Origin of the sequence: Actinomycetospora flava, from assembly GCF_037400335.1 — a bacterium.
GTDB lineage: Bacteria > Actinomycetota > Actinomycetes > Mycobacteriales > Pseudonocardiaceae > Actinomycetospora > Actinomycetospora flava.
Genome location: NZ_JBBEGM010000001.1, coordinates 362,390 through 375,184, shown reverse-complemented (window position 1 = coordinate 375,184; position 12,795 = coordinate 362,390). Strand labels below are relative to the sequence as shown.

Here is a 12,795-nt window from a genome sequence, read left to right as displayed (position 1 = left end):
CCGCCGGTGCGCTGACCAGGACGGACGCGCCTGTGCCGTCCCCTGCGCGGCCCTCACTCGGCCGTGACCTACCGTGGGCACCCGCCACGCGGGCGAGCACGGTGGGACACGCCAGGAGGTCGGACGAGTGCGACGGCTTCGTCGGAGCGGGACGGTCGCAGCCCTTGCGGCGTGCACGCTGGTGCTCGCGGCCTGCGGGGGAGCGGGCGGGTCGTCGGGCGACGGCGGCGACTGCGACACCAGCCGCGGCACCCTCGTCGTCGGTCTCGTGGCCCCGCTCTCCGGCGAGCTCGCGTCGGTGGGGCTCGGCATGAAGAACTCCGCGGACCTGGCCGTCTCGCAGGCCAACGCCCGGTGCGCCGTCCCCGGCTACCACCTCGCCGTGCAGAGCCAGGACGACCGCGCCGACCCGGCGACCGGCGCCGCCGCGGCCACGACGCTGGCGCGCGACCCCTCGCTGATCGGCGTGCTCGGGCCCTTCAACTCGTCGGTCGCGCAGGCGGTGCAGCCGGTGCTGAGCGACGCGGGGATCGTCCAGATCTCCCCGGGGAGCACCGCGACGTCGCTGACCCGCGGCGCCAACGCCGTCACCGCGCCGCTGCGCCAGTACCAGACGTTCTTCCGCACCGTCGCCACCGACGGCGTCCAGGGCCCCGCCGCGGCCAGCTACCTCACGCGCAGCGAGAACAAGCGCCGCGTCGCCGTCGTCTCGGACGGCAAGACCTACGGCGAGGGCATCGCCGAGGAGTTCGCCAAGCAGCTCGCGACCGAGGGCGGGCAGGTCGTCGCCCGGGTGACCGCGGCGCCGGGGACGGGCCGCGACGCGGTCGTCTCGCGGGTCACCGCCGCCCGCCCCGACGCGGTCTTCTACGGCGGCGAGTACCCCGAGGGCGGGCCGCTGTCGGCCGCGCTCGCCTCCCTGTCCGTGCCGGTGGTCGGCGGTGACGGCATCGTGAACCCCGGTTACGTCACCGCGGGCGGGCGCGAGGGGGACCTGGGCACGTCGGTCGGGCCGCCGCCCGAGACGCTGCCGGCGGCACGCGACTTCGTCGAGGCGTACCGGCAGGCGGGCTACCCCGAGAGCATCGGGTCGTACGGCGCGTCGACCTTCGACGCGACGAACGTCCTCGTCGACTCGACCGTCCGCGCCCTCGGCGAGGACGGCGAGTGGAGTCCGGCGCTGCGACCGGACGTCGTGCGGTCCGTGCAGGGCTTCCACGGCGACGGGATCACCGGCCCGCTGTCGTTCGACCGCTTCGGCGACGTCAGCACGGACGCGGTCACCGTCTACCGCGTGCAGGGCGGGCGCTGGACCGTCCTCGGTCCGGCCGACTGAGCCGTCCGGCGGATCTCCACGAGCCGCCGGACCGGATCTCCGCAGGACTTCGGGCGTTACGGTCCGAATACGACGGCGCATCCGCTTGCGCGATGGGGCTCACACGCCTATACCTTCCACACCCGACCGGGCGAGCGATCACGCGAACCCGACGTGAATTCCTGACGGCAGGTGACGGAGGTGGACGTGTTCCGACGACGGCTCGCGGCCGCGGGTGCGCTCGTGGCTGCGGTGGCGCTGGTCCTGAGTGGCTGCGCCAACCAGGGGGGCGGGCAGCAGCAGGGCGGTGGTTCGCAGGCGGGCGCACCGAGCCAGCCCACCGATGCGGTTCTCCCGGCCGGTGACGGGCAGGGGCGCTGCGCCCCCGGCACGTCGATCGCCTACACCGGCACCATCGCCGGACAGAACGCGGCCCTCGGTATCGCGATCGTCAACGCGGTGCAGCTCGCGGTCGACCAGCACAACGCGGCCAACCCGAACTGCCAGGTCACCCTGGTGCGCGCGGACACCGGCGGCACGCCGGACACCGCCGTCGGCCCGGTCACGGCCGTGATCAACAACCCGCAGGTGCTGGGCATCGTGGGCCTGCCGTTCTCCGGCGAGTCGCGGGCGGTCGGCCCGGCCCTCAACGCCGCCGGCCTCGTGAACATCACCCCGTCGGCCACCAACCCGGCGCTGTCCACGAACGGCTGGACGAACTTCTTCCGCGGTCTCGGCAACGACGCGGTCCAGGGTCCGGCGATCGCCCGCTACATCCAGCAGCGGCTCAACGCCCAGAACGTCTGCGTCATCAAGGACGACTCCGACTACGGCATCGGGCTCGCCCAGCAGGTCACGCAGGCGCTCGGCCCGGCAGCCTCCTGCCAGGCGGACGTCCGCACCAACCAGCGCGAGTTCTCCGCGGTCATCGGCCAGGTCCAGCAGGCCAACCCGCAGGCGATCTTCTACTCGGGCTACTACCAGGAGGCCTCGCCGCTGGTCCAGCAGCTGCGTGACGCCGGTGTGCAGACCCCGTTCATCGGCCCGGACGGCGTGAAGGACGAGCAGTTCGTCGTCAACGCGGCCGGTGCCGCCGACGGTGCCCTGCTGTCCTGCCCGTGCGTGCCGCAGGAGGGCTTCACCGACTTCACCAACGCCTACCGGCAGGCCTTCGGCGTCCCGCCGCAGACCTACTCGGCCGAGGGGTACGACGCCACCACGATCCTGCTCCAGGGCATCGACCGTGGTGCGGCGGACCGGGCCGCGCTGCTGAACTTCGTGCGCAGCTACAACGGGCAGGGCCTCACCAAGCGGTTCCAGTGGAGCCCGACCGGTGAGCTCACCCAGACCCCGGTCTACATGTACCGGGTGCAGGGCAACCAGATCGTCACCGACAGCCAGATCTGATCTCCGACCGCCGGCCGCGTCCGCTCCGCATCGTCGCGGAGGGGGCGCGGCCGGCGGCTGTCGGTGACGGTGTCGGTGACGCCGACAGGACCGCCTGGCACCATCCCGCGACACCACTCGAACCCTCTGCGCCCCTGCGGGCGCCCGACGCCCCGGGGAGCGCGTCATCTCCTCCTTCGCGGTACTCGCACACGCGGCGCCGTTGGCCGCGAGCACCGAGCCCTGGATCAACTTCGACGTCGGTCTGCTGATCGACCGGTTCTGGGCCAACACGGTCAACGGCCTGGCCTACGGGAGCATCTACGCCCTGGTCGCGCTGGGGTACACCCTGGTCTACGGCGTGCTCCAGCTGATCAACTTCGCGCACTCCGAGATCTTCATCCTCGGGGTGTTCGGCGTGTACCTGACGTTCCTGGCGTTCGGCTTCGAACCCGGCGCGATCCCCAACCTGCCGCTCGGGTTCATCATCATCGACCTGATCGTCGCCGGGCTGGTCGGCATGGCCGTCTCGGGCCTCGCCGCGATCCTGCTCGAACGCACGGCCTACCGACCACTGCGGCGGCGCAACGCGCCGCGCCTCGCGTTCCTGATCACCGCCATCGGCGCGTCGTTCGTGCTGCAGCAGGTCATCCGGATCTGGCGGGGCTCCAACCCCGAGGGCACGATCCGGCTGCTGCCGCCGTCACCGGTGTTCTCGATCTTCGGCGCGCCGGTGACGAACCTGCAGATCATCATCTTCGTGGCCTCGCTCGCGATGTTCTTCGTCGCGGACACCTTCGTGAACCGCACGCGCCTCGGACGCGGCATCCGCGCGGTGGCGCAGGACCCGAACACCGCGACGCTCATGGGCGTCAACCGGGAGCGGGTCATCACGATCACGTTCATGGTCGGCGGGGTGCTCGCCGGCGCGGCCGGGCTCTTCTACCTCATGACCATCCCGCAGGGCGCGGTCTACAACGGCGGCTTCCTGCTGGGCATCAAGGCGTTCACCGCCGCGGTCCTCGGCGGGATCGGCAACCTGCGCGGCGCGCTGCTCGGGGGCCTGATCCTCGGTGTGGCCGAGAACTACGGACAGAGCCTGTTCGGCGGCGACTGGCGTGACATCGTGGCCTTCGTGCTGCTGGTGGTCGTGCTGATGTTCCGCCCGACCGGCATCCTCGGCGAGTCGTTGGCGAGGTCGCGGGCGTGAGGGAACGGATGGCGCAGGTCTCGACGTTCTGGAACGCCCGCAGCCGTTTCCAGCAGTGGGGTCTGCTGATCCCGGTCGTGGTCTTCCTGCTGTGGCTGCCGGTGCTCAACCCGCCGATCATCACGACGGAGCCGGCCACCGACTTCCCGATCGCGCTGTTCAACGCGGCGGTGCTCGCGCTGATCGCGATCGGCCTCAACGTGGTCATCGGGCAGGCCGGCCTGCTCGACCTCGGGTACGTCGGCTTCTTCGCGATCGGTGCCTACACCACGGCGCTGCTCTCGAGCCCGGACTCGATCCTCGGGGTGCGCTACCCGTGGCTGGTGATCGTCCCGATCGCCATGCTGGTCACGATGATCTCCGGGGTCATCCTCGGGACGCCGACGCTGCGGCTGCGCGGCGACTACCTCGCGATCGTGACGCTGGGCTTCGGCGAGATCGTGCGGCTGCTCGCCGACAACATCGACCCGCTGCGCGGCAACCGGGGCTTCCAGAACATCGCCCGCCCTGAGCTGAGCTACCCCGACGGGTCGCCGGTGTTCACGCAGACCGACGTCCTGGGTTTCTACTGGTTGGCGGTCTGTCTGATCGTCATCGTGCTGATGCTGATGGGGAACCTGGAACGGTCCCGGGTCGGCCGCGCCTGGATCGCGGTGCGCGAGGACGAGGACGCCGCCGAGCTGACCGGCGTGCCGACCTACCGCTTCAAGATCTGGGCGTTCGCGATCGGCGCCGCGGTGGGCGGGCTGTCGGGCTCGCTGTTCGCGGCGCAGGTCGGCTACGTCAACAACCAGCGCTTCGACGTGGCGACGTCGATCCTCTACCTCGCCGCCGTGGTGCTGGGGGGTGCGGGGAACAAGGTCGGCGTCATCGTCGGCGCGTTCCTCGTGTCGTACATCCCCGACCGCTTCCAGTTCGAGCCGCAGTACCGCTTCCTGGTGTTCGGTGTGGCCCTGATGGTGCTCATGGCCTTCCGGCCCCAGGGCCTGCTCGGGATGCGCCAGCACCTGCTCGCCTACGGGCGCGAGGCCTACCAGAAGCTCTTCGGCAGACGGACCGGCGTCGCCCCGACCGGGATGACGCCGTCGACGAGGGCGGAGGGCGACCTGCCCGAGACCACACCCGACGACCACGCGGGCACGTCACCGCGAGGGGGTGGCGAATGACCACCGGGGAGCCGACGTCCGAGGGCCTGCTCACCGACCTCGAGCACATGGACGCGACGGCCCGTGCCGAGCACGAGGCCGAGGTCTCGGGCACGGTCGCGCCGGACCGCGAGATCGCGGTCGGCATGGGGGAGACGCTGCTGGCCGTCGACGGGCTGACGGTCCGCTTCGGCGGCCTCACCGCGCTGGACAACGTCTCCTTCGACGTCCGGCGCGGCGAGATCCTGGGGCTGATCGGCCCCAACGGCGCCGGCAAGACCACCTGCTTCAACATCATGACCGGGGTCTACCGGCCGTCCGAGGGCGACATCCGCCTCGAGGGCAGCTCGCTCGCGACGATGAAGCGTTACCGGATCATCCAGACCGGCATCGCCCGCACGTTCCAGAACATCCGGCTGTTCGGGGCGATGACGGCCCTGGAGAACGTGGTGGTCGGCACCGACGCGCGGCACCGCACGTCGATTCCGGGGGCGCTGCTGCGCCTCCCGCGCCACCGCCGCGAGGAGCGCGAGGGCGTCGAGAAGGCGATGGCGCTGCTGGAGTTCGTGGGGATCGCCCACCGCGCGGCGGACAAGGCGACGGCGCTGCCCTACGGCGACCAGCGCCGGCTCGAGATCGCGCGGGCACTGGCGACCGAGCCGAAGGTGCTCTGCCTCGACGAGCCCGCGGCCGGCTTCTCGGCCACCGAGAAGGACGCGCTGTCCGAGCTCATCCTGAAGATCCGCGACGACGGGTACACGGTGGTGATCGTCGAGCACGACATGCGCGTCGTCCTCGGCGTGACCGACCGGCTCGTCGTGCTCGACTTCGGTCGCAAGATCGCCGACGGGCTCCCCGACGACGTCCGCCGCGACCCCGCCGTGATCTCGGCCTACCTCGGTGGTGCCGTCGACGAGGAGGCCACCGCGACCCCAGGGGAGGAGCCGTCGTGAGCATGCTCGAGCTCGACGACGTCAACGTCGCGTACGGCCGCATCCAGGCGCTGCGGGGGATCACCCTGCGCGTCGAGGAGGGCCAGATCGTCGCCCTGATCGGGGCCAACGGCGCCGGCAAGACGACGACCATGAAGGCGATCTCCGGGATCCTCGGCCTGCAGTCGGGGGCGATGCGCTTCGACGGCGAGGACCTCACGAAGGTCCGGGCCGACCTGCGCGTCGTGAAGGGCATCTGCCAGGTGCCCGAGGGCCGCGGGATCTTCCCGGGCATGACGGTCGCCGAGAACATCGACATGGGCGCCTACGTGCGCAAGGACCGGCGCAGCCCGGAGTTCGCGGCCGACCTCGAACGGGTCTACGAGCTCTTCCCGCGCCTGTCTGAGCGCCGGTCGCAGACCGGGGGCACGCTCTCGGGCGGCGAGCAGCAGATGCTCGCCATCGGCCGCGCGCTGATGGCGAAGCCGCGCCTGCTGCTGCTCGACGAGCCGTCGATGGGCCTCGCGCCGCAGTTCATCGCCCAGATCTTCCGGGTCATCGAGGAGATCAACTCCCAGGGCACCACGGTCCTGCTCGTGGAGCAGAACGCCACCCAGGCCCTCGGGCTCGCGCACGAGGCCTACGTGCTCGAGACCGGCGAGGTCACCCGCTCGGGCACGGGCGCCGAACTCCTCGCGGACCCGACGATCCAGGACGCGTACCTGGGCGTGAGCTAGCGCCGGCCCGTGGTGATCACGGGCGTCAGCTCGTCGACCCCGGCGGACGGTTCCGGTAGACGCAGGTGAGCTTCGCGGTGCACACGCGGCGGTCCTCGTCGTCGGTGATCACGATCTCGAAGGTGCCGATGGTGCGCCCGACCGAGAGCGGGGTGCAGACGCCCGTGACCTTCCCGCCCAGTGCGGAGCGGTGGTGCGTGCAGCTGAGCTCCAGGCCGACAGGCAGGCGTTCCGGCCACCCGTGCATCGCCGCGGCGGTCGAGCCGAGGGTCTCGGCGAGGACGCCGTTGGCGCCGCCGTGCAGGAGGCCGAACGGCTGGCGGTTGCCGGCGACGGGCATGGTGCCGACGACGCGGTCCTTGGTCCACTCCGTGACCTCGATGCCCATCTTCGCGGCGAGCTGCTCGTCGGGGTACTGGACCTCGATGTCGGGGACCGCGGCGGACTCGGGGGCCGGGGAGCTGGTCATCCCCGCAGGGTAGGGCGGTCCCGGCGCCGCGGCTCCCCGGGCGGCCGGGGTGTGTCGGGGGTCGCGCCTAGACTCCTCGACGTGGCTCCGACCAGCACTGAGACCAAGCCCGAGACCGTCCCGGACGCCCCGGCGGGCGGGCGGCCACGGCTGCTGCTCCTCGACGGGCACTCACTGGCCTACCGGGCGTTCTTCGCGCTGCCGACGGAGAACTTCAACACCACCACGGGGCAGACGACGAACGCCGTCTACGGCTTCACGTCGATGCTCATCAACCTGCTGCGCGACGAGGAGCCGACGCACCTGGCGGTGGCCTTCGACGTCTCGCGGCAGACGTTCCGCGCCGAGACCTTCGCCGCGTACAAGGCCAACCGCAGCTCGACGCCGGACGAGTTCCGGGGCCAGATCGACCTCATCAAGGACATCCTCGCCGCGTTGGCGATCCCGGTGCTGGCGGTGGAGGGCTACGAGGCCGACGACCTCATCGCCACGCTGACCACCCAGGCGGTCGCGGAGGGGATGTCGGTGTCGATCTGTACGGGCGACCGCGACGCGTTCCAGCTGGTCAGCCCCGACGTCACCGTGCTCTACCCGCGCAAGGGCGTGTCCGATCTCGTGCGCTACACGCCCGAGCAGGTCATGGAGCGGTACACGCTCACCCCCGAGCAGTACCCGGACTTCGCGGCCCTGCGCGGCGACCCGAGCGACAACCTCCCGAGCATCCCGGGGGTGGGGGAGAAGACCGCGCAGAAGTGGATCCGCGAGTTCGGGTCCCTCGACGCGCTGGTCGACCGGGTCGACGAGGTGCGCGGCAAGGCCGGCGACGCGCTGCGCGAGCACCTGAGCTCGGTGGTGCTCAACCGCCAGCTCACCGAGCTCGTGCGCGACGTCGAGGGCATCGGCATGGGCCCGGACGACCTGGTGGTGCGGCAGTGGGACCGCGACGCGGTGCACCAGCTGTTCGACCAGCTCGAGTTCCGGGTCCTGCGCGAGCGGCTGTTCTCCACGCTCACGGCCCCCGAGCCCGAGGCGGACGAGGGCTTCGAGGTCCGCGGGTCCGCGCTCGAGACGGGCGCGGTGGCCGACTGGCTCACCGACCACGCGCGCGACGGCTCGCGGGTCGGGCTCGCGTTCCGGGGGCACTGGGCGCACGGCACGGGCGATCTCGAGGGCGTGGCGCTCGCCGCCGCCGACGGCGAGACGGCCTACCTCGACGTCCACGCGATGGACGAGTCCGACGAGAAGGCGCTCGCGGCGTGGCTCGCCGACGTCGATGTCCCCAAGGCCGGCCACGAGATCAAGGGGCCGATCCACGCGGTGCGCGCGCGGGGCTGGACGCTCGACGGCGTCACCAGCGACACCGCACTCGCGGCCTACCTCGCCCGCCCCGGCGAGCGCAGCTTCGACCTCGCCGATCTCGCGCTGCGCTACCTGCGCCGCGAGCTGCGGGTCGAGGAGAGCGGCGGGAGCGAGCAGCTCACGCTCGACGGCGGCGAGGAGGAGGCCGACACCGCGCTCGCGCAGGCCGAGATGCTGCGCGCCCGCGCCGTCATCGACCTCGCCGACAAGCTCGACGCCGACCTCGCCGAGCTCGGCGGCACCGCCCTGCTCACCGAGCTCGAGCTGCCGCTGCTCGCGGTGCTCGCCGATCTCGAGGCCGCCGGCGTCGCGGTCGACGTCAGCGCCCTGCACGACCTCGAGTCGCAGTTCGGCGCCCGCGTCCAGGCGGCGGCGCAGTCGGCGTACGACGTCATCGGCAAGGAGATCAACCTCGGCTCCCCGAAGCAGCTGCAGGTCGTGCTGTTCGACGAGCTCGAGATGCCGAAGACCAAGCGCACCAAGACCGGCTACACCACCGACGCCGACGCGCTGCAGACCCTCAACGAGTCGAACCCCCACCCCTTCCTCGAACACCTGCTGGAGCACCGCGACGCGACGCGGCTGCGGGTGACGGTCAAGGGCCTGCTCGACGCGCTGTCCGACGACGGGCGCATCCACACCACGTTCAACCAGACCATTGCGCGCACCGGGCGGCTGAGCTCCACCGAGCCCAACCTGCAGAACATCCCGGTGCGCACCGCCGAGGGCCGGCGCATCCGCGACACGTTCGTCGTCGGGTCCGACTCCGCCGACGGCGCGTTCTCCGACCTCATGACCGTCGACTACTCGCAGATCGAGATGCGCATCATGGCGCACCTCTCCCGCGACGACGCGCTCATCGAGGCCTTCCAGTCGGGCTACGACTTCCACTCGGCGACGGCCGCGCGCGTGTTCGGGGTCGGCGAGGACGAGGTCGATCCCGCGCAGCGCGCCAAGATCAAGGCGATGAACTACGGGCTGGCGTACGGCCTGTCCGCCTACGGGCTCTCCGCCCAGCTCCGGATCTCCACCGACGAGGCCAAGGAGCTGATGGAGGAGTACTTCGCACGGTTCGGCGGCGTGCGCGACTACCTGCGCCAGGTGGTCATCCAGGCCGGCAAGGACGGCTACACGTCCTCGATCCTCGGGCGGCGGCGCTACCTGCCCGACCTCACCAGCGACAACCGCCAGCGCCGCGAGATGGCCGAGCGGATGGCGCTGAACGCCCCGATCCAGGGCAGCGCGGCCGACATCATCAAGGTCGCGATGCTCGGGGTGCACCAGGCGCTGCGCGACGAGGGTCTGCGGTCACGGATCCTCCTGCAGGTGCACGACGAGCTCGTGCTCGAGGTCGCGTCCGAGGAGAAGGAGCAGGTCACCGAGCTGGTGCGCCGCGAGATGGGGGCGGCGTTCGAGCTCGACGTCCCGCTCGAGGTGTCGGTCGGCTTCGGGCGGTCCTGGGACCAGGCGGCGCACTGAGCGCCCGGGCCGCGTGCGCGGCCCGGGCCCTCGCCGCGGACCGACCTGGCGGCCCTCGCCACCCGTCGGGGACTGTGACTGGTACGCACGAGTACCACGCGCTAGGGTGGTACGCGTGAGTACCGAGCATCTCGACGTCGTCATCGTCGGTGCGGGCCTGTCCGGCATCGGGACCGCGTGCCACCTCGAGCGCGACCTGCCCGGCACCCGCTACGCGGTGCTGGAGGCGCGGGAGGACCTGGGCGGCACGTGGAGCCTGTTCCGCTATCCGGGCATCCGCTCGGACTCGGACATGCACACCCTCGGCTACCGCTTCCGCCCGTGGAGCAGCGCCACGGCGCTGGCCGACGGCCCGTCGATCCTGGAGTACGTGCGCGACACGGCGCGCGAGTACGACGTCGAGGGGAAGATCCGTTACGGGCACCGCGTCACCCGCGCGTCCTGGGACTCCGACGCCCAGCGCTGGACCCTCGAGATCGCCGGGCAGGCGCCGCTGACCTGCTCGTTCCTGCTCATGTGCTCGGGCTACTACCGCTACGACCACGGCTACACGCCCGACCTCCCGGGCAGGGAGCGCTTCGGCGGCACGGTCGTGCACCCGCAGCTCTGGGACCCCGAGCTGGACTACGCCGGGAAGCGCGTCGTGGTGATCGGCAGCGGGGCGACGGCAGTGACGCTGGTCCCCGCCATGCTCGAGGGGGAGAACGCCGCCGCCCACGTCACCCAGCTCCAGCGCTCGCCGAGCTACGTCCTGTCGATCGGCCGCACCGACCCGGTCGCCGCGACGCTCTCGCGCTGGCTGCCCCGGGCGGTCGCCGACCCGCTCACGCGCGCGAAGAACATCGCCCAGATCATCGCGCTCTACCAGATCAGCCAGCGCTTCCCGCGCTTCGTCCGCGGCCTGCTGCGCCGGACGACGCAGTCGGCGCTGCCCGAGGGCTACGACGTCGACACCCACTTCAACCCGCGCTACGACCCGTGGGACCAGCGGATGTGCATGGTGCCGGACGGCGACCTGTTCCGGGCGATCCGCCGCGGCGACGCGGAGATCGTCACCGACACCGTCGACACGTTCACCGAGACCGGCATCCGGCTCGCCTCGGGCCGCGAGCTCGAGGCGGACATCGTCGTCACGGCCACCGGCCTGACACTGCAGATGTTCGGCGGTGCCGAGCTCGTCGTCGACGGCGAGCCGGTGCACCTGCCCGACACCATGGCGTACAAGGGCATGATGCTCTCCGGCGTGCCGAACCTCGTCTACATGATCGGCTACACCAACGCCTCCTGGACGCTCAAGGTCGACCTCGTCGGCGAGTACGTCGTGCGGCTGCTGCGCCACCTGCGCGAGCACGGGCTCGGCGTCGCGGTGCCCGAGCGCGACCCCGAGGTCGAGGAGGCGCCGTTCCTCGACTTCGGCGCCGGCTACGTCCAGCGCTCGATCGACGAGCTCCCGAAGCAGGGCACCCGCGCGCCGTGGCGGCTCGCGATGAACTACGCGGTCGACGCCGTGGCGCTGCGCCGCAGCCGGGTCGACGACGCCGCGATGCGCTTCGTGCCGGCGAGGTCCGCCCGGCGGGAGGCCGCGGCCGAGCGCGCGGCGGGCTGAGCATGTCGACCGTGGGCGTCCTCGCCCCCGGCGCCATGGGCGCGGCCCTCGGCGGCTGCCTGACCGCCGGCGGGCACCGGGTCCTCGCGAGCCTCGCCGGCCGCTCCCCGGAGACGGTCGCGCGCGCCCGCGAGCACGGCCTGGACGACGCCGGCGACCTCGACGGCCTCGTCGCCGCCGTCGACGTGCTGCTGCTCGTGGTGCCACCCGGCTCGGCGCGCGCGGCGGGTGCCGACGTCGCGGCGGCGTGCGCACGGACCGGAGCGCGCCCGCTGGTCGCCGAGCTGGACGCCGTCGCCCCCGCGACCGTCGCGGCGATCGCCGCCGACCTGCCGGGCGACGTCGTCGACGGCGCGATCTCCGGCCCGCCGCCGCGCCCCGACGCCGTGGCGCCCACGCGCGTGTTCCTGTCCGGGCCGCGCGCCGCCGAGGTCGCGGCGCTGACCGCCCCTGGCGTGCGCTGGCTGGTGCTCGACGGGCCGGTCGGCGCGGCGAGCGCGGCGAAGATGTGCACGGCGTCGGTCCGCAAGGGCCACCAGGCGCTGCTCGCGCAGGCGCTCGTCACCGCGGCCGAGCACGGTGTGCTGGACACGGTCGTCGACGACCTGCGGCTGAGCTTCCCCGACGCCGGCGTGCCGACGGCGGCCGTCGCGGCGACCAAGGCGTGGCGCTTCGTCGACGAGATGACCGAGATCGCCGCGACCCAGGCCGACGCCGGGATGAGCCCGGCGCCGGGGGAGGCGCTGGCCGCGGTCTACCGGGCCCTGGCGACCAGCGAGTGGGGCGCGCGGCAGCCCGACGAGGTCCCCGCCGATCTCACCGATCCCGCCGGGCTGCGGCCCCGCGGACCGGCCTGAGGCCGTCGGCGGAGCGCGATCACGGGGTCACGGGCCGTGGTCGTCCGGGTCCGAAGCGTTCGCGTGCGACGCCGTGCGCCGCTCGGGCCAGCGCGACCGGCCGGACGCGCGGGCGAATCGCTCCGCACATCGGAGGCGCGCCCACACCCGGCGCAGCCGCGAACTCTTTCGGAGCCTTTTTCCACAGCCTGGGCGCCGAGGACCGGTGAGGCCGAACGGCGTGCGGGCGGCACTCCGTTCGGGCGCCGGGAATGTGCGTCGTCCGGTCCCGGACGACACCGGGTCTGCAGCGCTGCGTCA

General features: G+C 72.3%; 10 protein-coding genes. 9 read left to right on the top strand and 1 reads right to left on the bottom strand.

Annotated features, from left to right (window positions below):
• Positions 1-181: 181 nt before the first annotated feature.
• The 6 genes from WCD58_RS01785 to WCD58_RS01760 all read left to right on the top strand — a co-directional run bounded on the left by WCD58_RS01785 (position 182) and on the right by WCD58_RS01760 (position 6,725).
• Positions 182-1,336 carry a branched-chain amino acid ABC transporter substrate-binding protein gene (locus tag WCD58_RS01785; protein ID WP_337698910.1) on the top strand — a complete coding sequence of 385 codons (1,155 nt, stop codon included), beginning with the start codon at positions 182-184 and terminating at the stop codon, positions 1,334-1,336.
• A gap of 186 nt (positions 1,337-1,522) precedes the next feature.
• Positions 1,523-2,722 (top strand): branched-chain amino acid ABC transporter substrate-binding protein, encoded by a 1,200-nt coding sequence (locus tag WCD58_RS01780; protein ID WP_337698909.1) that lies wholly within the window; start codon positions 1,523-1,525, stop codon positions 2,720-2,722.
• 202 nt (positions 2,723-2,924) lie between these two features.
• Positions 2,925-3,911, top strand: coding sequence for a branched-chain amino acid ABC transporter permease (locus WCD58_RS01775; protein ID WP_337698908.1), 987 nt, complete (start codon positions 2,925-2,927; stop codon positions 3,909-3,911).
• A gap of 8 nt (positions 3,912-3,919) precedes the next feature.
• Positions 3,920-5,077: a branched-chain amino acid ABC transporter permease gene (locus WCD58_RS01770; RefSeq protein ID WP_337700774.1), complete on the top strand. Its 1,158-nt coding sequence runs from the start codon at positions 3,920-3,922 to the stop codon at positions 5,075-5,077.
• Positions 5,074-6,009 carry an ABC transporter ATP-binding protein gene (locus WCD58_RS01765; protein WP_337698907.1) on the top strand — a complete coding sequence of 312 codons (936 nt, stop codon included), beginning with the start codon at positions 5,074-5,076 and terminating at the stop codon, positions 6,007-6,009. Before WCD58_RS01770 ends, WCD58_RS01765 begins: the two co-directional genes overlap by 4 nt.
• A gap of 2 nt (positions 6,010-6,011) precedes the next feature.
• A complete protein-coding gene (locus WCD58_RS01760; protein ID WP_337700772.1) occupies positions 6,012-6,725 on the top strand; it encodes an ABC transporter ATP-binding protein in 714 nt (237 codons plus the stop codon).
• A 25-nt stretch (positions 6,726-6,750) separates the two neighbouring features.
• Here the strand turns inward: WCD58_RS01760 and WCD58_RS01755 are convergent, their stop codons facing one another.
• Positions 6,751-7,194 carry a PaaI family thioesterase gene (locus WCD58_RS01755; RefSeq protein ID WP_337698906.1) on the bottom strand — a complete coding sequence of 148 codons (444 nt, stop codon included), beginning with the start codon at positions 7,192-7,194 and terminating at the stop codon, positions 6,751-6,753.
• An 81-nt stretch (positions 7,195-7,275) separates the two neighbouring features.
• On the opposite strand from WCD58_RS01755, the gene polA reads away from it, so the two are divergent.
• From polA to WCD58_RS01740, 3 genes are all read left to right on the top strand, one after another.
• Positions 7,276-10,032, top strand: coding sequence for a DNA polymerase I (polA, locus tag WCD58_RS01750; RefSeq protein ID WP_337698905.1), 2,757 nt, complete (start codon positions 7,276-7,278; stop codon positions 10,030-10,032).
• Positions 10,033-10,147: 115 nt separating this feature from the next.
• Positions 10,148-11,638, top strand: coding sequence for a flavin-containing monooxygenase (locus WCD58_RS01745; RefSeq protein ID WP_337698904.1), 1,491 nt, complete (start codon positions 10,148-10,150; stop codon positions 11,636-11,638).
• 11 nt (positions 11,639-11,649) lie between these two features.
• Positions 11,650-12,495 carry an NAD(P)-dependent oxidoreductase gene (locus WCD58_RS01740; RefSeq protein WP_337698903.1) on the top strand — a complete coding sequence of 282 codons (846 nt, stop codon included), beginning with the start codon at positions 11,650-11,652 and terminating at the stop codon, positions 12,493-12,495.
• Positions 12,496-12,795 lie beyond the last annotated feature (300 nt).

Excerpts from the sequence above, each read along its gene's own strand:
- WCD58_RS01765 (WP_337698907.1), top strand. The coding sequence starts at position 5,074 with ATGACCACCGGGGAGCCGACGTCCGAGGGCCTGCTCACCGACCTCGAG.
- WCD58_RS01755 (WP_337698906.1), bottom strand. The coding sequence starts at position 7,194 with ATGACCAGCTCCCCGGCCCCCGAGTCCGCCGCGGTCCCCGACATCGAG.
- WCD58_RS01760 (WP_337700772.1), top strand. The coding sequence starts at position 6,012 with ATGCTCGAGCTCGACGACGTCAACGTCGCGTACGGCCGCATCCAGGCG.
- WCD58_RS01770 (WP_337700774.1), top strand. The coding sequence starts at position 3,920 with ATGGCGCAGGTCTCGACGTTCTGGAACGCCCGCAGCCGTTTCCAGCAG.